Annotated in this window: 17 protein-coding genes; 6 read left to right on the top strand and 11 right to left on the bottom strand. The window is 69.2% G+C overall.

The window, feature by feature from the left end; genetic code table 11:
- Positions 1-44: 44 nt before the first annotated feature.
- Together mqnP and N6H00_RS22440 are read right to left on the bottom strand one after the other, a co-directional pair.
- Positions 45-968, bottom strand: coding sequence for a menaquinone biosynthesis prenyltransferase MqnP (gene mqnP, locus N6H00_RS22445; protein ID WP_268973619.1), 924 nt, complete (start codon positions 966-968; stop codon positions 45-47).
- The gene (locus tag N6H00_RS22440; RefSeq protein ID WP_268973618.1) at positions 965-2,416 is read right to left on the bottom strand and encodes a menaquinone biosynthesis decarboxylase; all 1,452 of its coding nucleotides are present in this window, start codon (positions 2,414-2,416) and stop codon (positions 965-967) included. Before N6H00_RS22440 ends, mqnP begins: the two co-directional genes overlap by 4 nt.
- Before the next feature lie 88 nt (positions 2,417-2,504).
- Between N6H00_RS22440 and N6H00_RS22435 the strand changes: the two genes are divergently transcribed.
- Entirely contained in the window at positions 2,505-2,882 is a 378-nt protein-coding gene (locus N6H00_RS22435) for a PLD nuclease N-terminal domain-containing protein (protein WP_268973617.1), read from the top strand.
- 114 nt (positions 2,883-2,996) lie between these two features.
- On the opposite strand, the gene ccsB is transcribed toward N6H00_RS22435, so the two are convergent.
- From ccsB to hemL, 7 genes are all read right to left on the bottom strand, one after another.
- Positions 2,997-4,091, bottom strand: a complete 1,095-nt coding sequence (ccsB, locus tag N6H00_RS22430; RefSeq protein WP_268973616.1) for a c-type cytochrome biogenesis protein CcsB — start codon at positions 4,089-4,091, stop codon at positions 2,997-2,999.
- On the bottom strand, positions 4,088-5,857 hold the full coding sequence (gene resB, locus N6H00_RS22425) for a cytochrome c biogenesis protein ResB (protein WP_268973615.1): 1,770 nt from the start codon (positions 5,855-5,857) through the stop codon (positions 4,088-4,090). Before resB ends, ccsB begins: the two co-directional genes overlap by 4 nt.
- A gap of 3 nt (positions 5,858-5,860) precedes the next feature.
- Positions 5,861-6,625: a cytochrome c biogenesis CcdA family protein gene (locus N6H00_RS22420; protein WP_268973614.1), complete on the bottom strand. Its 765-nt coding sequence runs from the start codon at positions 6,623-6,625 to the stop codon at positions 5,861-5,863.
- Between the two features lie 6 nt (positions 6,626-6,631).
- On the bottom strand, positions 6,632-7,249 hold the full coding sequence (locus N6H00_RS22415; RefSeq protein ID WP_268973613.1) for a TlpA family protein disulfide reductase: 618 nt from the start codon (positions 7,247-7,249) through the stop codon (positions 6,632-6,634).
- A 141-nt stretch (positions 7,250-7,390) separates the two neighbouring features.
- Positions 7,391-8,572 carry a hypothetical protein gene (locus tag N6H00_RS22410; RefSeq protein WP_268973612.1) on the bottom strand — a complete coding sequence of 394 codons (1,182 nt, stop codon included), beginning with the start codon at positions 8,570-8,572 and terminating at the stop codon, positions 7,391-7,393.
- A 259-nt stretch (positions 8,573-8,831) separates the two neighbouring features.
- Positions 8,832-9,518 carry a histidine phosphatase family protein gene (locus tag N6H00_RS22405; protein WP_268973611.1) on the bottom strand — a complete coding sequence of 229 codons (687 nt, stop codon included), beginning with the start codon at positions 9,516-9,518 and terminating at the stop codon, positions 8,832-8,834.
- Positions 9,519-9,526: 8 nt separating this feature from the next.
- The gene (gene hemL, locus N6H00_RS22400) at positions 9,527-10,843 is read right to left on the bottom strand and encodes a glutamate-1-semialdehyde 2,1-aminomutase (RefSeq protein ID WP_268973610.1); all 1,317 of its coding nucleotides are present in this window, start codon (positions 10,841-10,843) and stop codon (positions 9,527-9,529) included.
- Between the two features lie 117 nt (positions 10,844-10,960).
- Between hemL and N6H00_RS22395 the strand changes: the two genes are divergently transcribed.
- Together N6H00_RS22395 and N6H00_RS22390 are read left to right on the top strand one after the other, a co-directional pair.
- Positions 10,961-11,509, top strand: coding sequence for a hypothetical protein (locus tag N6H00_RS22395; protein WP_268973609.1), 549 nt, complete (start codon positions 10,961-10,963; stop codon positions 11,507-11,509).
- A 114-nt stretch (positions 11,510-11,623) separates the two neighbouring features.
- Positions 11,624-11,956 (top strand): YnfA family protein, encoded by a 333-nt coding sequence (locus N6H00_RS22390; RefSeq protein ID WP_268973608.1) that lies wholly within the window; start codon positions 11,624-11,626, stop codon positions 11,954-11,956.
- On the opposite strand, the gene N6H00_RS22385 is transcribed toward N6H00_RS22390, so the two are convergent.
- Positions 11,946-13,319: a PepSY domain-containing protein gene (locus N6H00_RS22385; RefSeq protein WP_268973607.1), complete on the bottom strand. Its 1,374-nt coding sequence runs from the start codon at positions 13,317-13,319 to the stop codon at positions 11,946-11,948. The genes N6H00_RS22390 and N6H00_RS22385 overlap by 11 nt on opposite strands.
- A gap of 256 nt (positions 13,320-13,575) precedes the next feature.
- On the opposite strand from N6H00_RS22385, the gene N6H00_RS22380 reads away from it, so the two are divergent.
- Positions 13,576-14,331 carry an SDR family NAD(P)-dependent oxidoreductase gene (locus N6H00_RS22380; RefSeq protein WP_268973606.1) on the top strand — a complete coding sequence of 252 codons (756 nt, stop codon included), beginning with the start codon at positions 13,576-13,578 and terminating at the stop codon, positions 14,329-14,331.
- A 74-nt stretch (positions 14,332-14,405) separates the two neighbouring features.
- On the opposite strand, the gene N6H00_RS22375 is transcribed toward N6H00_RS22380, so the two are convergent.
- The gene (locus tag N6H00_RS22375) at positions 14,406-15,599 is read right to left on the bottom strand and encodes an RtcB family protein (RefSeq protein ID WP_268973605.1); all 1,194 of its coding nucleotides are present in this window, start codon (positions 15,597-15,599) and stop codon (positions 14,406-14,408) included.
- A gap of 163 nt (positions 15,600-15,762) precedes the next feature.
- Between N6H00_RS22375 and N6H00_RS22370 the strand changes: the two genes are divergently transcribed.
- Positions 15,763-16,680, top strand: coding sequence for a DUF3558 domain-containing protein (locus N6H00_RS22370; RefSeq protein WP_268973604.1), 918 nt, complete (start codon positions 15,763-15,765; stop codon positions 16,678-16,680).
- Positions 16,681-16,825: 145 nt separating this feature from the next.
- Entirely contained in the window at positions 16,826-17,530 is a 705-nt protein-coding gene (locus N6H00_RS22365; protein ID WP_268973603.1) for a hypothetical protein, read from the top strand.
- Positions 17,531-17,536 lie beyond the last annotated feature (6 nt).

Below are 17,536 nucleotides of genomic sequence, written 5' to 3'. Positions count from 1 at the left end.
GGCTCGTGCGGCGGCTCCACACCACCGAGCCTATCCGGCGGGTCTCACAGGCCGAGGCCCCGCACCACGAGGTCGAGCAGCGCACAGCAGAAGAGGGCGATCCCGATGAAGCCGTTGACCGTGAAGAAGGCGCGGTTCAGCCGGGACAGATCGCCGGGCCTCACGATCGTGTGCTCGTACGCGAACGCCGCCGCGACGATCACCAGCCCCACCCAGAAGAACGCCCCGGCGTCGGTGGCCAGCGCGTACCAGACCAGCAGGGCCGTGGTGACCACATGGCAGACCCGCGCCCCGTACAGCGCGCCCGCGATGCCGAAGCGGGCCGGCACCGACCGCACCCCGTGCGCCCGGTCGGCCGCCACGTCCTGGCAGGCGTAGATCAGGTCGAAGCCGCCGATCCAGATGCCGATCGCGAGCCCGAGGATCACCGCGTCCCACGACCACTCGCCGGTGACCCCGATCCAGGCGCCGACCGGGCCGATGGCCTGGGCCAGGCCCAGGATGGCGTGCGGAAAGTCGGTGAACCGCTTGCCGTACGGATAGACCACCATCGGCACCACCGCGACTGGCGCCAGCACCAGACACAGCGGCCCCAGCAGCCCCGCCGCGCCCAGGAAGACGGCGAGCGCGATGAGCGCGCCGGTCCACGCGGTGCGCACCGACATCGCGCCGGTGACCAGCTCACGGCCGGCGGTGCGCGGATTGCGGGCGTCGATCTCGCGGTCGATGATCCGGTTGCAGGCCATCGCGAAGGTGCGCAGGCCCACCATGGCGATCGTGATCAGCAACAGCCGCGTCCAGTGCACGGTGCCGTCCCACAGCTGCATCGCGGTCAGCGCCGCGGTGTAGGCGAAGGGCAGCGCGAAGACCGAGTGCTCGATCATCACCAGCCGCAGGAAGGCGCGGACCCGTCCGGGCGGCGCCGGTTCGGGGCCGAAGAGATCGGAGGTCGCGGAATCGGCGCTCACAGCCCGTACTCCTTCCATCGCTTTGTCACCCGATCGGCGGTATCCGGGTCGGACATCACCATGCGTGGCCATCCGCCGTCGCGCGTATAGCCCTCCTCGGGCCATTTCGCGGTGGCGTCGATACCCGCCTTGCCGCCCCAGAACTGCTGGTACGAGGCGTGGTCGAGGTGGTCGACGGGGCCTTCGACCACGGTCAGGTCGCGGGCGTAGTCGGTGTTCCCGAGGGCGCGCCAGGAGACCTCGTGCAGATCGTGCACATCGCAGTCGGCGTCGACCACGACGATCAGCTTGGTGAGCGACATCATGTGGGCGCCCCAGATGGCGTGCATCACCTTCTGCGCGTGCTTCGGGTACTTCTTGTCGATCGAGACGATCGCACAGTTGTGGAATCCGCCGGACTCGGGGAGGTGGTAGTCCACGATGTCCGGGATGATGATCTTGAGCAGCGGGAGGAAGAACCGCTCGGTCGCCCTCGCCAGCGGTCCGTCCTCGGTCGGCGGGCGGCCCACCACGATCGACTGGAGCAGGGGCCGCCGCCGCATGGTCACACAGTCGATGGTGAGCGCCGGGAACGGCTCCTGGGGCGTGTAGAAGCCCGTGTGGTCGCCGAACGGCCCCTCCGGCAGCATCTCGCCCGGCTCCAGCCAGCCCTCGATGACGACCTCGGCGGCCGCCGGGACCTGGAGCGGCACCGTCTTGCAGTCGACCATCTCCACCCGCCGGCCCTGCACGAACCCCGCGAAGAGGTACTCGTCGATGTCGCCGGGCAGCGGCGCGGTCGCGGCGTAGGTCACGGCGGGCGGCGCGCCGAAGGCGATCGCCACCGGCAGCTTCTCCCCGCGTCGGGCGGCCACTTGGTAGTGGTTGCGGCTGTCCTTGTGGATCTGCCAGTGCATGCCGATGGTGCGGCGGTCGTGGCGCTGGAGGCGGTAGAGGCCGAGGTTGCGCACCCCGGTCTCGGGGTGCTTGGTGTGGGTGAGGCCGAGGTTGAAGAACGACCCGCCGTCCTCGGGCCAGGTGAACAGCGCCGGAAGCTCGTCCAGATCGACGTCCTCGCCGGTGCGGACCACCTCCTGGACAGGCGCCTCCTTCACCTTCTTCGGCGGTACGTGAGCCACCGAGCCGAGCTTCCCGAACGCCTCGCGCATTCCACCGAACCCCTGCGGCAGCTCGGGTTTGACCAGTCCGCCGATCTTCTCGGCGATCTCGTCGTAGGAGCTGAGCCCAAGGGCCTTGAGGAGGCGTCGGTCGGTGCCGAAGACGTTCATGGCCAGCGGCATCGCCGAGCCCTTGACGTTCTCGAAGAGCAGCGCGGGGCCGCCCGCCTTGTTGACCCTGTCGACGATCTCCCCGACCTCCAGATAGGGATCGACTTCGGCCTTGACCCGCTTGAGGTCGCCTTCCCTGTCGAGCGCCCGCAGAAAGGAACGAAGATCGTCATAAGCCATACGCCCCAGTATCCGGTACGCACTACCCTGGTCCCGTAACTGGGGCCCGAGCCACCGGCCCGAACACCACACGCAGGGGGATCGCCTCATGCTCCGGGTGCTGATGATCCTGGTGCCGCTGGCACTGAGCATCTACGCGTTCATCGACTGCATCACCACCGACGAGCAGGACATCCGCTATATCCCCAAGCCTCTCTGGGCGATCCTCGTCCTGCTGTTCCCCGTCGTGGGCTCCATCTCCTGGCTGATCGTGGGCCGTGACCGTGCCGTCCCCGGAGGCGGTGGCCTGCGCGGGGGCGGGGGCGGCTGGGTCGCACCGGACGACAACCCGGAGTTCCTGAAGTCCCTGAACGACAAGGGCCGTAAGGGCGACGGGAGCGGGACGGCCGACGAGGAGCCCGGCTCGGGCTCCGGTTCGGGGCCCGGCTCCGGCCCCGAGGACACCCCGCCGCCGGCCGCGTCCTGAGGACGGGTCGGACGAGCGGCACCTGTCCGCGTCATCCGTACGCCGAGCGGCCGGTTCCTGTGCCATGGTCACAGGAACCGGCCGCTCGGCGTGCGGTATGGGACTGCGGCGTCGTCACACCCCGGCGTAGGAGTGCTTGCCGGTGATGAAGATGTTGACGCCGTAGTAGTTGAACAGGTAGCAGCCGAAGGCGAACAGGGCCAGGTAGGCGGCCTTGCGGCCCTTCCAGCCTGCGGTGGCGCGGGCGTGCAGGTAGCAGGCGTAGGCGACCCAGGTGATGAAGGACCAGACCTCCTTGGGGTCCCAGCCCCAGTAGCGCCCCCAGGCCGCCTCGGCCCAGATCGCGCCCGCGATGATCGTGAAGGTCCACAGCGGGAAGATCGTGGCGTTGATGCGGTACGCGAACTTGTCCAGCGACGCCGCCGAGGGCACCCGCGCCAGCACGGACTTGGCGAACCGGCCGTACTGCTTGCCCTCCGGGTTCTCCAGCTGCGCCTCGTAGCGGTCGCGGAAGAGGTAGAGCAGCGTGGAGACGGCCCCGATGTACAGCGCCGCACCGGAGATGATCGCGCAGCTGACGTGGATCCACAGCCAGTACGAGTGCAGGGCCGGAACCAACTGGTCGCTCGCGGTGTACAAGACAGAGACGGCGAGACCGAGGTCGAGGAGGACCGTGGTGACGAGGGGCAGCCCGATCCAGCGCACATTCTTCTTCAGCACCAGCAGGACGAGGTACGCGGCCACCGCGACCATGGCGAAGGTCGTGGAGAACTCGTACATGTTGCCCCACGGGGCCCGCCGCACCGACAGCGCGCGGAAGAGGACGCCCACGGCATGAAAGAGGAAGGCCAGTACGGTCAGGCCCACCGCGATCCGGCCGTACACATCGCCCTGTTCGGTGCCGCCCGCGGCACCCGGCCCGTCCGGGATGTCACGGCTGCCGGCCGCCGAGCGGGTGACGATCTTCGGGCGCTCCAGTACGGCGGTGGCGCCGCCCTGCCCGCCGACCCGCACGGCCACCTTGGCGCGCTGGGTGGCCTCGGCGTCGGCGGTGATCGCGGCCGCGGTGCGGCCGACGGCGCTGCGGCTGCCGAACACCCACTCGGCGATATGCGCGAGGAAGGCGAGGGTGTAGACCGCCATCGCCGAGTAGATCAGCACGTTGCTGTAATGAGCCAGGTTCTCGTTGACTTCGGCGGCGAGTTTCACGCGCGCGCTCCTTCGGCAGGATCTGCGGGATCTGCGGTAGCGGATGCGGATTCCGGGTCAGGATCCGCTTCCGGGGCCGGGGGTGCGTCCGTCTGCAAACGGACGGCCAGGTCGGCGAGTTCTTCGGGGAGCTTGGCGTACTCGCTGCGGCCGAGCCCCGCCATCTCGACGACGGTGGTGCCGTCGGCACCCGTCACCGCGCGCACCCACACCCGGCGGCGCTGGATGAACAGGGAGCCGGCCAGACCCACCAGGGCGGCCACGGCGCCGATGAGGGCCCCCTGGTCACCCGGCTTGTGCGAGATCTGGAAGCTGGCCCACTCCTTGACGCCGTCGAACGTCAGCGTGCCGGCGCCGTTCGGCAGCTTCATGGTGTCGCCGACCGCGAGCGCCCGAGCGAACTTGGTCTTGCCGTCGGCCTCCATGAACTGCTTCATCCGCGACTTGTCCAGCTGGTACACGCTCTGCGGCGTACCGCCGTCGACGCCGAGGCTGCCGTGGTAGGCGGTCAGGACCAGCGTCGGGTTGTCCAGCGCCGGGAAGACGGAGAACATGCCCTGGCTGCGCACCCAGGTCGGCAGGAACTGCCCCTGGAAGCCGATCTGATCCTTCTTGCCGTTCTTGTCCCGGTAGTCCGGGACCTTGATGACCATGCTCTCGGTGAGGTTGGCCCCGTCGATCGGCAGCCCCACCACCGGGCCCTTGTGCACCACGGTGCCCTTGCCGTCCCGGATGGTGACGACCGGCGAGTAGCCGTGGTTCAGGAGGTAGACCTTGTAGCCCGAGATCTCCAGCGGCTCGTTCACCTTGACGGAGGTCTTGCGGGCGGCACCGTCCGCACCGTCCCAGTAGGTGATGTCGGCACGGAAGGTGCGCGGGGTGCGCATCTGCGGACCGCTGCGTTCATAGGTCGCGGTGAAGCGGTCCAGCTGGAAGCCGAAGGGGGGGAGATCGTCGCTGTTGAACAGCTGCCCGGTCTTGATGTCGTCGTACTGGGTGAGGCTGTTGGAGAAGCCCCCGCCCTCGGTGATCAGGCTGGTGCCCTCGGTCTTCCACAGCTGGCCGGCGGCGAAGGACACCAGCAGCACGATCAGCGCGATGTGGAAGAGCAGATTGCCCACCTCGCGCAGATAGCCCTTCTCCGCGGCCACCGCGTCGCCCGAGGCGTGGACGCGGAAGCGGCGCCCCTTCATGATCTTCCGGGCGGCATCGAGCACCTGCTCCGGCTCGGCCTCGCTGCGCCAGGTGGTGTACGCGGGAAGCCGGGTGAGCCGGCGCGGCGCGGCCGGCGGGCGGCCGCGCAGCTGGCCGATGAACTGCCAGGTGCGCGGCACGATGCAGCCGATGAGGGAGATGAACAGCAGCAGATAGATCGCCGAGAACCACACCGAGCTGTAGACGTGGAACAGCTGGAGCTTCTCGTAGATCGGCGTGAGCGTGGGGTGCCGGTCCTGGAAGTCCTGCACCTTGAGCTGGTCGATGCTGGTCTGCGGGATCAGGGAGCCGGGGATCGTGGCGAGGGAGAGCAGCAGGAGCAGCAGCAGCGCGACCCGCATCGAGGTCAGCTGCCGCCAGAACCACCGGGCCCAGCCGAGCGGCCCCAGCGAGGGGACGTTGATCTCCTCGGCCGGGGCGGTGGACAGCTGCGACCCCGCGGCGCCGAGCTCGCGCTCATCGGCGGGCACGCCGCCCTCGGGCGCGGTGCCGCCCTCGGGCGCCGTACCGGCCTCCTCGCCGGCCGCGGTGTCGGTATCGGTGGTGGACATCGATCAGATCCCAACGTTGAAGCCCTGAGCCCAGGTCTGCATGGAGGCCATCATGGTGTCCCAGACACCTGTGAGCAGCAGCACCCCCAGGGCGACGAGCATGCCGCCCCCGGCACGCATCACCCACAGGTAGTGCCGCTTGACCCAGCCGAAGGCACCGAGCGCCCGGCGGTAGGCCACGGCGACCACCACGAACGGCAGCCCCAGCCCCACGCAGTACGCGGCGGTGAGCAGCGCCCCGCGCGCCGCACTCCCCTCATTGAACGCCAGGGCGTTGACGGCGGTGAGCGTCGGCCCCAGGCACGGAGTCCAGCCGACGCCGAACAGGGCGCCCAGCACCGGCGCCCCCGCAAGCCCCAGCGTGGGCTTGACGTGGAAGCGGAACTCCCGCTGTCCGAACCCCTTGAGCAGCCCCATGAAGGCGAGGCCCAGCACGATCGTGATGACCCCGAGGATCTTGGAGATGGTCTCCTTGTGCGCCTGGAGCGTCCAGCCGAAGTTGCCGAAGAGCGCGCCCCCGGAGACGAAGACCGCGGTGAAGCCGAGCACGAAGAGCGAGGCGCCCGCGACCATCCGGCCGCGCTTGGCCTCAGCGAGATCCGTCCCCGTGACGCCGGTGACATACGACATATAGCCGGGCACCAGCGGCAGCACACAGGGGGAGAAGAAGGAGACCAGTCCGCCGAGCAGGGCGACCGGAAGCGCCAGCAGCAGCGCCCCGGTCAGGACGGTCTGGTTGGGATCGGTGGCGGCGGCCAGCGTGCTCACGAGAGGTCACTTCTCCGCGATCAGCGGGTTCAGCATCTCGCGCAGGCGCTCCTCGCTGAGCGGCGTCAGAGCGCGGGCCGCGATCCTGCCCTGCCGGTCCAGGACGATCGTCGACGGAATGGCCTGCGGGTTGAGACTGCCCTTGGGGAAGCGCAGCATGAGCTTCCCGATCGGGTCGTACAGGCTCGGGTAGTCGACGCCGTATGCCTTCTCGAAGCTGAGCGCGGGGGCGCGGTTGGAGTCACGGGTGTTGATCCCGACGAACTGCACACCCTTGGCCTTGGTGTCCTTGGCGACCTTGGCCAGGTTCGGCGCCTCGGCCCGGCAGGGGGCGCACCACGAACCCCAGACGTTCAGGACCACGACCTTGCCCTTGTAGTCCGCCACCTCCAGCGGCTTGCCCTCCAGGGTCTTCCCCGAGAGCTCGAGGGCCTCCTTGCGGTCCCCCTCGGGGACGGTGTCCACACCGCTCTTGCCCTGGACGAACTTGGTGTCGGCGGAGCCGCCCGAGGTGCCGCCCCCGCTGCAGGCAGTCAGGGACAGCGCGGCAACCGCGGCCCCGGTGGCCAGCACGGTTGCGCGACGACGGGTCGCGAGGCCCCGAGGGGCACGGCAGGCACTCATGTGAAAAGTTTCGCATGGCCCTTTTGCGGATCTTCGCCACCCCCCTCCGGGTACCCCAGCGGGGCCTCACCGCCCTCTCCGAGCACCCCGCCGGGCCCGCGGGCCGTACGGCCCCCGCCGCCCCGCCGCCCCCGGCACCTCTCAGCGGCCGTTCGCGCTCCACGCCTGGCCCACGTCGAGCCCGCGCAGGTCGGCCAGGACCGCGGGGTCCTGTGCGTCCAGCCAGTCGGTGAGCTGTTTGAAGGAGACCAGCCGGACGTCCTTCCGCTTCTCGTCGGCCATATGCTTGAGCGCTTCTTCGACGGCGTCCATATAGATTCCGCCGTTCCACTGCTCGAAGTGGTTACCGATGAAGAACGGGGCGCGATTGGTCTCATACGCCCGCCGGAAACCGGCCAGATAGGAGTCGGTGGCCTGCTTGCGCCAGCTCGGGTAGTTCGCGGGCGGGGCGTTCGTGGAATTCCGCGACTGGTTCGCCAGGATGTTGTAGTCCATCGAGAGCACCTCGAAGGAGTGGCCCGGGAAGGGAATCTGTTGCAGCGGGAAGTCCCATATCCCCTGCTGCTTCGACGGCCACACCTGGCGCCCGCCCGGCGAACTGGCGTCATAGCGCCAGCCGAGTTCCCGGGCGGTCGGCAGCAGATTGCTCTGGCCCTTCAGACATGGGGTGCGGCCGCCGATGAGCTCCTTGTGGTAGTCGAACGGCAGCGGTTGCACATCGGTGAAACGGGTATTCGTCCGCCACTCTGTGACAAAGGACACAGCCTGCTCGATCTCGGACTTCCACTGGGCGGGCGTCCAGTGCTCCACCGAACCGCTCCCGGAGCAGAAGTGGCCGTTGAAGTGGGTGCCGATCTCATGGCCCTCGAGCCACGCCTCGCGTACGTTGCGCAGCGTCTCCTTGATGTGCTCATCGGTGAGATAACCGATGTCGGATGCGCCCACCGGATTGTTCGGCGGCCGGTACAGCGACTTCTTCGACTCCGGAAGGCAGTAGATACCGGAGAGGAAGAAGGTCATGGCCGCGCCGTGGTCTGCGGCGAGCTTGCGGAACCGCGGGAAGAGACCGTTGCCGACCTCTCCCGCGCCGTCCCAGGAAAAGACCACGAACTGCGGCGGCTTCTGCCCCCGCTCCAGCCGCTCCGGCTTCGGGGCCTCCGGCCGCCGCACGCCATGCGAAGTGGAGCCGTCACCGATCGGCTTCGCCTGAGTCGTCTTCGCCGGCTTCGGCGTGCCCGAGCCGGAGGAGCAGCCGGCCACGGCCAGTGACGCCGCCGCTCCCGCACCAAGACCGAGGATCCCCCTCCGGCTGACCTCACGCATAACGTCCTCAATTCGCACTCGCCGTATCGATTGCCCGGGGTGTCCGGACAACCCTGGAGATGGCGAGGCGAATAGCGGGGTTCCGCGGGAACGAGGTCAATTACACGGTGGAGACATTTCCTCCGCCCCCTCATTCGCCGCCCCGTCGCGCGCCGTTCAGAGGCACCACGCTCGTTCAGACGCACCGCGCCCGTTCAGACGCACCGCGCCCGTTCAGAGGCGCCACACGCCGTTCAGACGCACCACGGCCGTGGGCCGGTCATGCCCCGTAGCCCTTGGCGGCCCCCTTCACCGGCCGGGCGCCCGCGCGCAGATGGGCCGGGACCAGATCAAGGGCCGGTTCGCTGTAGCCCACCGACACGATCCTGTCCCCGCGGTAGGTGAAGCTGGTGAGGCTGGCCAGCGTGCACTGCCGCTTGCGCGGGTCGTGCCACAGCCGCCGGCGCTCCACGAAGCTGCGCACGATCCAGATGGGCAGCTGATGGCTGACACACACCGCCTCGTGCCCGCGCGCGGCGTCCCGCGCCCGGCCCAGCGCCGCCATCATCCGCACCACCTGGTCGACGTAGGGCTCGCCCCAGGACGGGCGAAAGGGGTTGGTGAGATGGCGCCAGTTGGCCGGTTTGCGCAGTGCGCCGTCGCCAACGCCGAAGGTCTTGCCCTGGAAGACGTTCCCCGCCTCGATCAGCCGCTCGTCCGAGGCCACGTCCAGGCCGTGTGCCTTGGCGATCGGCGCCGCCGTCTCCTGCGCCCGCTCCAGCGGGGAGGCGACCACATGGGTGATGTCACGGTCGGCGAGGTGCTCGGCGACCCGGTCGGCCATCCGGCGCCCCAGGTCGGAGAGGTGATAGCCGGGCAGCCTGCCGTACAGCACGCCCTCCGGGTTGTGCACCTCGCCATGGCGCATCACATGGACGACGGTGATGTCGTTCTCGCTCTGTGTCATGTCATCCATCATTCAGTGGCCTCGGCGGCGGCCCGCGCCGCCCCCGGCAGAGCCGCCGCCACCCGCTCCAGCGCCCGCTCGTCATGCGCCGTGGAGACGAACCACGTCTCGAAGGCGGACGGCGGGAGGTAGACGCCCTGCGCCAGCATCGAGTGGAAGAAGGCGGTGAACCGGAACGCCTCCTGCGCCTTGGCCCGCTCGTAGTCGGTGACCTCGGCGTCGGTGAAGAAGACCGAGAACATGCTGCCCGCGTTCTGCACCCGGTGCGCCACGCCCTCCTTGGACAGCGCCTCCGTCACCATCGCCCGCAGCCGCTCGGAGACCGCGTCGACCTGTGCGTACGCCGCCTCGTCCAGCAGCCGCAGCTGCGCGACGCCCGCGGCCGTGGCGACCGGGTTCCCGGAGAGCGTGCCCGCCTGGTAGACCGGTCCGGCCGGAGCCAGGCGCTCCATGACGTCCGCGCGCCCGCCGAAGGCCGCGGCCGGGAAGCCGCCGCCCATGACCTTGCCGAAGGTCATCAGGTCCGGCTCGACACCGTCCAGCCCGTACCACCCGGCCATGGAGACCCGGAAGCCGGTCATGACCTCGTCGGAGATGTAGAGCGCGCCGTGGTCGGCGCACAGCTGCTTGAGGCCCGCGTTGTACCCGGGCAGCGGCGGCACCACGCCCATGTTGCCCGGTGACGCCTCGGTGATCACACAGGCGATCTCCCCGGGGTGTGCGGCGAAGGCCGCCCGGACCGCCTCCAGGTCGTTGTACGGCAGCACCAGGGTCTCCCCCGCCTGTGCCCCCGTGACCCCCGGAGTGTCCGGCAGCGCGAAGGTCGCCACCCCGGACCCGGCCGCGGCCAGCAGGGCGTCCACATGCCCGTGGTAGCAACCGGCGAACTTGATCACCTTCGAGCGTCCGGTGAACCCGCGGGCCAGCCGGATCGCCGACATCGTCGCCTCGGTACCGGACGACACCAGGCGCACCTGCTCGACGGGGGCGACCCGCGCCACGATCTCCTCGGCGAGCTCGACCTCGCCCTCGCCCGGCGTACCGAACGAGGTACCGCGAACGACGGCGGCCTGCACGGCCGCGGTGACCTCGGGATGGGAGTGGCCGAGGATCATCGGCCCCCATGAGCACACGAGGTCCACGTACTCGCGACCGTCGGCGTCGGTGAGGTACGGACCGTCACCGGACACCATGAACCGGGGCGTACCTCCCACGGCGCGGAACGCCCGCACCGGAGAGTTCACGCCCCCGGGCGTCACGGCGGCCGCGCGATCGAAAAGCGTCTGCGAAACTGGGGCTGCGTACGGATAGCTCACGCAAGCCATGTTGTCAGAGGCCGACGGAGTCCTGCGGCCGGGCGTTTCACAGCCCGAGCGCGGGGGAGGGTCTCTCTCACAGAGATCGGGTTGCGCGGTGATGGCCGCGAGTGGTCGGGTGGAGATATGCATCGCGGTGGCGAACTGGGTGAAGGGACTGACGACCGAGGCCCCGAGCGTGCCCGGCCCGGACGCCATCGGCGGGACGAGGCGGGCAGAGCAGGCAGGAGCGGGGGCCGCATGGGGGTGACCTACAAGTACTTCGGTGCGCCCGATGGCGCCACCGCGGCCAGGGTCCCCATCTCCATGCGCCCCGAGGAGCTCGGCGGCGATGAGCTCGGCCACGGCATGTTCACCAAGATCAAGCCCGAGACGGTCGCGGCGATGGTCCTCACCGGCATCGAGGGCGTCCCGCTCCACAAGGTGCCCCCGCTCGAACTGGTCGTCCTCCACCCGGACTACGCCGTCGTCAAACTCCCGATGACCGCCGTCGATCCGCTGCGCGGCGTGGGCGAGGAGGCCGTGGGCGCCGCGGCCTTCATCTGGTCCACGGTGCCCGACCGCGGCGGCCCCCGGGACGCCTTCAGGGTGTATCAACTGCTGCACGAATGGCAGGACTTCAGCCACCGGCTGCATGAGGCGGGACACCAGCCGTACTGCCTGGTGTGGCCGTGAGACCGGAACGTCTCACGCGGGTGCGGACGCCCTGGCCGGCCGGAGCCGTAGCACCGCGCTGAACGCCGGGAGCAGGCCCCTCGTTCGCGCACGGCCGGGCCGTACCCTTCCCCCATGCTCACCGCACGTTCCGTCGCTCTGTTCGCCGTGGCCGCGCTCCTGGAGATCGGAGGTGCCTGGCTCGTCTGGCAGGGCGTGCGTGAGCACAGGGGATGGGTCTGGATCGGCGCCGGGCTCATCGCCCTGGGCGCCTACGGCTTCGTGGCCACGCTCCAGCCGGACGCGGAGTTCGGCCGCATCCTCGCGGCCTACGGCGGCGTTTTCGTCGCCGGATCGCTCGCCTGGGGCATGGTCGCCGACGGCTACCGGCCAGACCGCTTCGATGTCATCGGAGCGCTCATCTGTCTGGCCGGCGTCGCCGTGATCATGTACATGCCTAGGCGGTGACCGCCGACCGGCCGTAGCCGCCCTTGCCGTCACGGTCGCCGTGGCCGCCCTGCTTGCCGTGCTTGGCGTGGTCGCCCTTGCCGTGATCGCCCTTGCCGTGGTCGTCGTCCTGCTCCTGCTCCGTGCCAAGGACGCAGCCGGTCTCCGGGTCGATGTAGACCGTCGTGACGGTGCCGTCGCACTCGACCTCCACGACCCAGACCTGCTTGACCTCCTGCTGGTGCCGGTTCTTGCGGTCGTCGTCCTTGCGGTGGTCGTCCTTGCGGTGGTCGTCCTTGCGGTCCTGCTTGCGCTCGTCCTGGTGCTTGCCCTTGCCCTCGTGCTGTGAGTCGTCCTCGGGGCAGTCCTCCAGCTCGGCGCTGATGACCTGGCCGCTGACCTCGCACTCGGCGATCTCGATCGCCTCGGCGATCGTCACCAGGCCCCTCTGCTTCTGGTCCTGGTGAGCCTTGGACTGCTGGGACTCCTTGTGCTCCTTGTGCTCCTGGCGCTCCTGGTCGTGGCGCGCCTGGTGCTCCTGGTGCTCCTGGTCGTGACGCTCCTGGTCGTGGCGCTCCTGGTCGTGACGCTCCTGGTCGTGGCGCTCCTGGTCGTGACGCTCCTGGTCGTGACGCTCCTGGTCGTGACGCTCCTGGTCGTGACGCTCCTGGTCGTCCTGGTGGACGGGAGCGCTGACGGGCCGGACGGCACGGCCGCCCTCGGACATCGCGGCGGAAACGGCCGCCACGTACGGCTGGACGGCCTGCTCGGCGAGCGCCACACCGCGCTGCTGGTAGCCGTGCCCGTACTGCTGGTTCTTGGAGTAGCTGTTGGCGCTGTCCTTGCGCCCGTGGTCATCGCGCCGGTCGTTGTTCTCCTGGCGCGCGTTGTCCTCCTGGCTCCCGTTGTCGTCACGACGGCTGTTCTCGTCGTCGCTGCCGTTCTCGTCCTGGCGGGAGTTCTCGTCCTGGCGCGAGTTCTCGTCCTGGCGCGAGTTCTCATCCTGGCGCGAGTTCTCGTCCTGGCGCGAGTTCTCGTCGTAACGGCCGTGGGTGTCCTTGCCGCTGTTTTCCTCGTGGCGGCCGTGGGTGTCCTTGCCGCCATTCTCGTCCTGGCGGCCGTGCGTGTCCTTGCCGCCATTCTCCTCGTGGCGACCGTGGGCGTCCTTGCCACCCTTCTCGTCCTGGCGGCCGTGGGCGTCCTTGCCGTTGTTCTCGTCGTGGCGGCCGTTCTCCTGGTGCGCCTTGTTGTCACCGTGCGCCCGGTCCTGGTGGCACGGGTTGCTCGGGGCCGTGTGCGGACCGGGGGTGCTGCTCGCGGCCCATGCGGTTCCCGGAGCACCGGTGACCAGAGCCGCCGCCGCGATGGCGCCCGCTGAGGCCACGCCCCAACGCCGGAAAGAACGACGAGACCGCTGAAGGAATCTGTTCTGCTGGGTCATTACCTGAATTCACTCCTTGGGCATGGGTGCTCCAACTACCGGCGCCGCGCCGGACGCAGTGCACCCTTCCCCGAGCCCAAGTCCGCTTAGCGGATTCCTATCTTCAGTCCCCCGGTTGGACGTAAATCAGGCCGTCATATCCTGCGTATGGATCACGCGCACACGGGACCGTCTGCGCCACGTCGTCTTAGGAGGGTCGATGACCACCCGTACCGCAGTCATCACCGGCGCGAGCAGCGGGATCGGAGCCGCGACCGCGCGCCGCCTGGCGGCCGCCGGATTCCGCGTCGTCCTCGCCGCCCGCCGTAAGGATCGCGTGGAAGCGCTTGCCGCGGAGCTGACCGAGGCGGGGCACGAAGCCGAGGCGTACGTCCTGGACGTCACCGACCGTGCCGCCGTGGAGAGCTTCGCCGCCGGTCTGGACCGCTGCGACGTCCTGGTGAACAACGCGGGCGGCGCGATCGGCACCGAGAGCGTCGCCACCGCCGACCCGGCCGACTGGCGGGCGATGTACGAGGTCAACGTGGTGGGCGTGCTGCAAGTGACCCAGGCGCTGCTGCCCGCCCTCACCGCCTCCGGTGACGGCACGATCGTCGTGCTGTCCTCCACGGCGGGCCATGTGGCGTACGAGGGCGGCGGCGGTTACGTGGCGGCCAAGCACGGCGCCCACGCCATCGCGGCCACCCTGCGCCTGGAGCTGTGCGGGGAACCGGTGCGGGTGATCGAGATCGCCCCGGGCATGGTCAAGACCGACGAGTTCGCGGTGAACCGCTACCGCGGCGACGAGTCCCAGGCCGCGGCCGTCTACGAGGGCGTGGCCGAGCCGCTGACGGCCGACGACGTGGCCGACACGGTCGAGTGGGCGGTCACCCGCCCCTCGCATGTGAACATCGACATGATGGTCATCCGCCCGCGGGCCCAGGCCGCGCAGCACAAGGTCCACCGCGAGCGCTGAGTCCGGGTACGGCAAGGGCCGACCGGCCGGCTCCGCCACACGAGCGGGGCCGACCGGTCAGCCCTTCATGACTTCTAGCCCTTCACGCAGACGACCTGCTTGAGCCTCGCCACCACCTCGACGAGGTCCCGCTGCTGGTCGATGACCTTCTCGATCGGCTTGTACGCCCCCGGGATCTCGTCCACGACGCCGGAGTCCTTACGGCACTCCACACCCCGCGTCTGCTCCTCCAGATCCCGGGTGGAGAAGCGCTTCTTCGCCGCGTTACGGCTCATCTTCCGGCCCGCGCCGTGCGAAGCCGAGTTGAACGACGCCTCGTTCCCCAGACCCCGCACGATGTACGAGCCGGTGCCCATCGAGCCGGGGATGATCCCGTAGTCCCCGCTCCCCGCGCGGATGGCGCCCTTACGGGTCACGAGGAGGTCCATGCCCTCGTAGCGCTCCTCGGCGACATAGTTGTGGTGGCAGCTGATGACAGGCTCGAAGACCGGCCGGGCCTTGGTGAACTCCTTGCGCACCACGTCCTGGAAGAGCGCCATCATGATCGCGCGGTTGTACTTCGCGTACTCCTGCGCCCAGTAGAGATCGTGCCGGTACGCCGCCATCTGCGGGGTGTCCGCGATGAAGACGGCCAGGTCGCGGTCGATCAGGTCCTGGTTGTGCGGCAGCCTCCGGGCCTCGCCGATGTGGTATTCGGCCAGCTCCTTGCCGATGTTGCGGGAGCCGGAGTGCAGCATCAGCCAGACCGAACCCTCGTCATCGAGACAGAACTCGATGAAGTGGTTACCGGATCCGAGCGAACCCATCTGCTTGACGGCCCGCTCCTGACGGAACCTGACCGCTTCGGCCACTCCCCCGAACCGGCTCCAGAAGTCGTCCCACCCGGCCGTCGGAAACGCGTGCAGCCGCGCCGGGTCCACCGGGTCGTTGTGCATCCCACGCCCCACCGGGATCGCCCGCTCGATCCGGGACCGCAGCCGCGAAAGATCCCCCGGAAGGTCGTCGGCGGTCAGCGACGTCTTGACGGCCGACATCCCGCAGCCGATGTCCACACCGACCGCCGCCGGGCACACCGCGCCCTCCATCGCGATCACCGAGCCGACCGTGGCGCCCTTCCCGTAGTGCACGTCCGGCATCACGGCGAGGCCCTTGATCCACGGCAGTGTGGCGACATTCCGCAGCTGCTGCATGGCCACGCCCTCGACCGTCGAAGGGTCGGTCCACATCCGGATCGGCACCTGGGCGCCAGGCACCTCGACATACGACATGACGTACTCATTCCCCCGCAAAAGACAGAAAACGCAAAAGCCGGGCCAAAGCCTCATAGATGGCGGGCGACCGGCAGGCACGGCAGTGCGTGCGGTAGACATTGTGTCCAGCCACCGCCTGCGGGCGGCAAGCAGTTTTCCGTCGCTCGAAGGGACACGGACAGTGCAGCCAGCGCAGCGAAGGGCGTACGGACGGCGGGCCACCCCGGCCGTCGCCGTGCTCATCACCGTGCTCGCCGCCGCGGGAATCGGCGGATGCACCGGCTCCGACGCATCTCCCGGCACGGACAACGGCGCCTCCGGCGACTCCGGGACGGCCGTCTCGGCCGAGCCCGGCCGTTATCGCACCCTGCCCGAGGCATGCGGCGCGGTCAGCCGCAAAACCCTCCAGACCCTGCTGCCCGGCGCCGACCAGGACGACAAGGCGTATGACGGCCAGGCCGCCGTGACCTATGACATAGACCGGCGGGACGGCTGCCGCTGGAAGATGGAGACGGCGAGCGGGACGCGCTATCTGACGATCGACTTCCAGCGCGTGGTCTCGTACGACCCCTCGGTCAGCGATGACGACGAGGCCACGGAGACCTACGAGAAGAAGGCCGCCGCCGCCCACATCCCGGACGCCACGAACACCCCCTCGTCCTCCTCCTCCAGCTCGCAGAGCGAAGGCGACAACGGCTCCTCCTCCCCCGGTTCGAACTCCGACGAACCCGGCAAAAGCCCCAAGGGCGGCAAGGAAGACGAGGGAGACAACGGGGACAAGGGCGACAAGAGCTCCGGAAGTCCGTCGGCGGGGTCCGATGCGAGCGGCGGAAGTGACCAAAGCGACACCGCCTCGGCGAACACCGCGCCGCGTCGGCTGGACGACCTCGGTGACGACGCCTTTCTCAACGACCAGCTGATCACCAAGGACTCGGGGATCCACCGCGACATCACGCTGGTGTTCCGGTCCTCGAATGTGATTGCCACCATTGAGTACGACCAGTGGGCGACCGACAAGAAGCACATTCCCAGCAGCCAGGAACTCCAGGAAAACGCACAGGACTTGGCCGATGAACTGACCGGTCGCCTCAACGAATAGCGGGCCCTCGCCACCCTCGCGAACACCCCGTCCATAACCCGCGAAGACCTCGGAAATTGGGACGCCCGCGCATGGGCCGCGTACCGTGCCGACTAATGACGCGGGCGGTACGTCCGCCCAACGACAGAGAATGAGCGAAGGACCCATGCACCGTTCAGCCCCGCGACTCGCCCGAATACTCGCCTGCGCGACCGTACCGGTGGTGCTCGTCGCCGGCTGCTCCTCCGGCTCGGACAGCGAGGACAAGAAGAACACCGAGGGGTCGGCGAGATCCAGCTCGCCCAGCGCTTCACCCACCATCGCGGCCGCGAAGTTCAGCAAGCTGCCCGATGTGTGCTCCACGCTCTCCGGGAAGACGATCGACAAGATCGTTCCCAAGGCGAAGGCCAAGAAGGGCAAGGCCCTTCCCTCGGCCGACACCAACACGTCCGCCAGCTGCCTGTGGAGCGGCCTGGACGGGTTCGACTACCGCTCGCTGACCGTCTCCCTCAAGCTGTTCCACTCCGACGCGCAGCTCGGCTCCGGCGACCGGCGCGCCGGGGAGTACGCCGCCCAGCAGGCGAGCAAGGCCGCCACGGCCGGCAAGGTGACCGACCCCAAGACCGAGAAGGTCGCGGGCATCGGCGACGAGGCGACCACGGTCAGCACCAAGGAGAAGAAGGACGGCGACGACTTCCGCGACCAGACGGTCGTGGCCCGCACCGCCAATGTCGTCATCACCCTCGAATACGACGGCGCCGGCTATGAGACCGCCAAGACGCCGGACGCCGCCGACCTGCTCAAGGACGCCAAGTCCGCCGCCAAGGAGGTTGTCGGCTCCGTCACGAAGGGCGCCGGGAGCGGCGCCTGACCGTCC

The organism is Streptomyces sp. S465 (assembly GCF_026898115.1).
In the GTDB taxonomy this organism is placed as follows: domain Bacteria; phylum Actinomycetota; class Actinomycetes; order Streptomycetales; family Streptomycetaceae; genus Streptomyces; species Streptomyces luomodiensis.
Note: the sequence above shows the minus strand (reverse complement) of the source record. Positions and strands in the feature narration are given on the sequence as shown.

Excerpts from the sequence above, each read along its gene's own strand:
- N6H00_RS22440 (WP_268973618.1), bottom strand. The coding sequence starts at position 2,416 with ATGGCTTATGACGATCTTCGTTCCTTTCTGCGGGCGCTCGACAGGGAA.
- N6H00_RS22435 (WP_268973617.1), top strand. The coding sequence starts at position 2,505 with ATGCTCCGGGTGCTGATGATCCTGGTGCCGCTGGCACTGAGCATCTAC.
- resB (WP_268973615.1), bottom strand. The coding sequence starts at position 5,857 with ATGTCCACCACCGATACCGACACCGCGGCCGGCGAGGAGGCCGGTACG.
- N6H00_RS22415 (WP_268973613.1), bottom strand. The coding sequence starts at position 7,249 with ATGAGTGCCTGCCGTGCCCCTCGGGGCCTCGCGACCCGTCGTCGCGCA.
- N6H00_RS22410 (WP_268973612.1), bottom strand. The coding sequence starts at position 8,572 with ATGCGTGAGGTCAGCCGGAGGGGGATCCTCGGTCTTGGTGCGGGAGCG.
- N6H00_RS22405 (WP_268973611.1), bottom strand. The coding sequence starts at position 9,518 with ATGACACAGAGCGAGAACGACATCACCGTCGTCCATGTGATGCGCCAT.
- hemL (WP_268973610.1), bottom strand. The coding sequence starts at position 10,843 with ATGGCTTGCGTGAGCTATCCGTACGCAGCCCCAGTTTCGCAGACGCTT.
- N6H00_RS22395 (WP_268973609.1), top strand. The coding sequence starts at position 10,961 with ATGCATCGCGGTGGCGAACTGGGTGAAGGGACTGACGACCGAGGCCCC.
- N6H00_RS22390 (WP_268973608.1), top strand. The coding sequence starts at position 11,624 with ATGCTCACCGCACGTTCCGTCGCTCTGTTCGCCGTGGCCGCGCTCCTG.
- N6H00_RS22380 (WP_268973606.1), top strand. The coding sequence starts at position 13,576 with ATGACCACCCGTACCGCAGTCATCACCGGCGCGAGCAGCGGGATCGGA.
- N6H00_RS22375 (WP_268973605.1), bottom strand. The coding sequence starts at position 15,599 with ATGTCGTATGTCGAGGTGCCTGGCGCCCAGGTGCCGATCCGGATGTGG.
- N6H00_RS22365 (WP_268973603.1), top strand. The coding sequence starts at position 16,826 with ATGCACCGTTCAGCCCCGCGACTCGCCCGAATACTCGCCTGCGCGACC.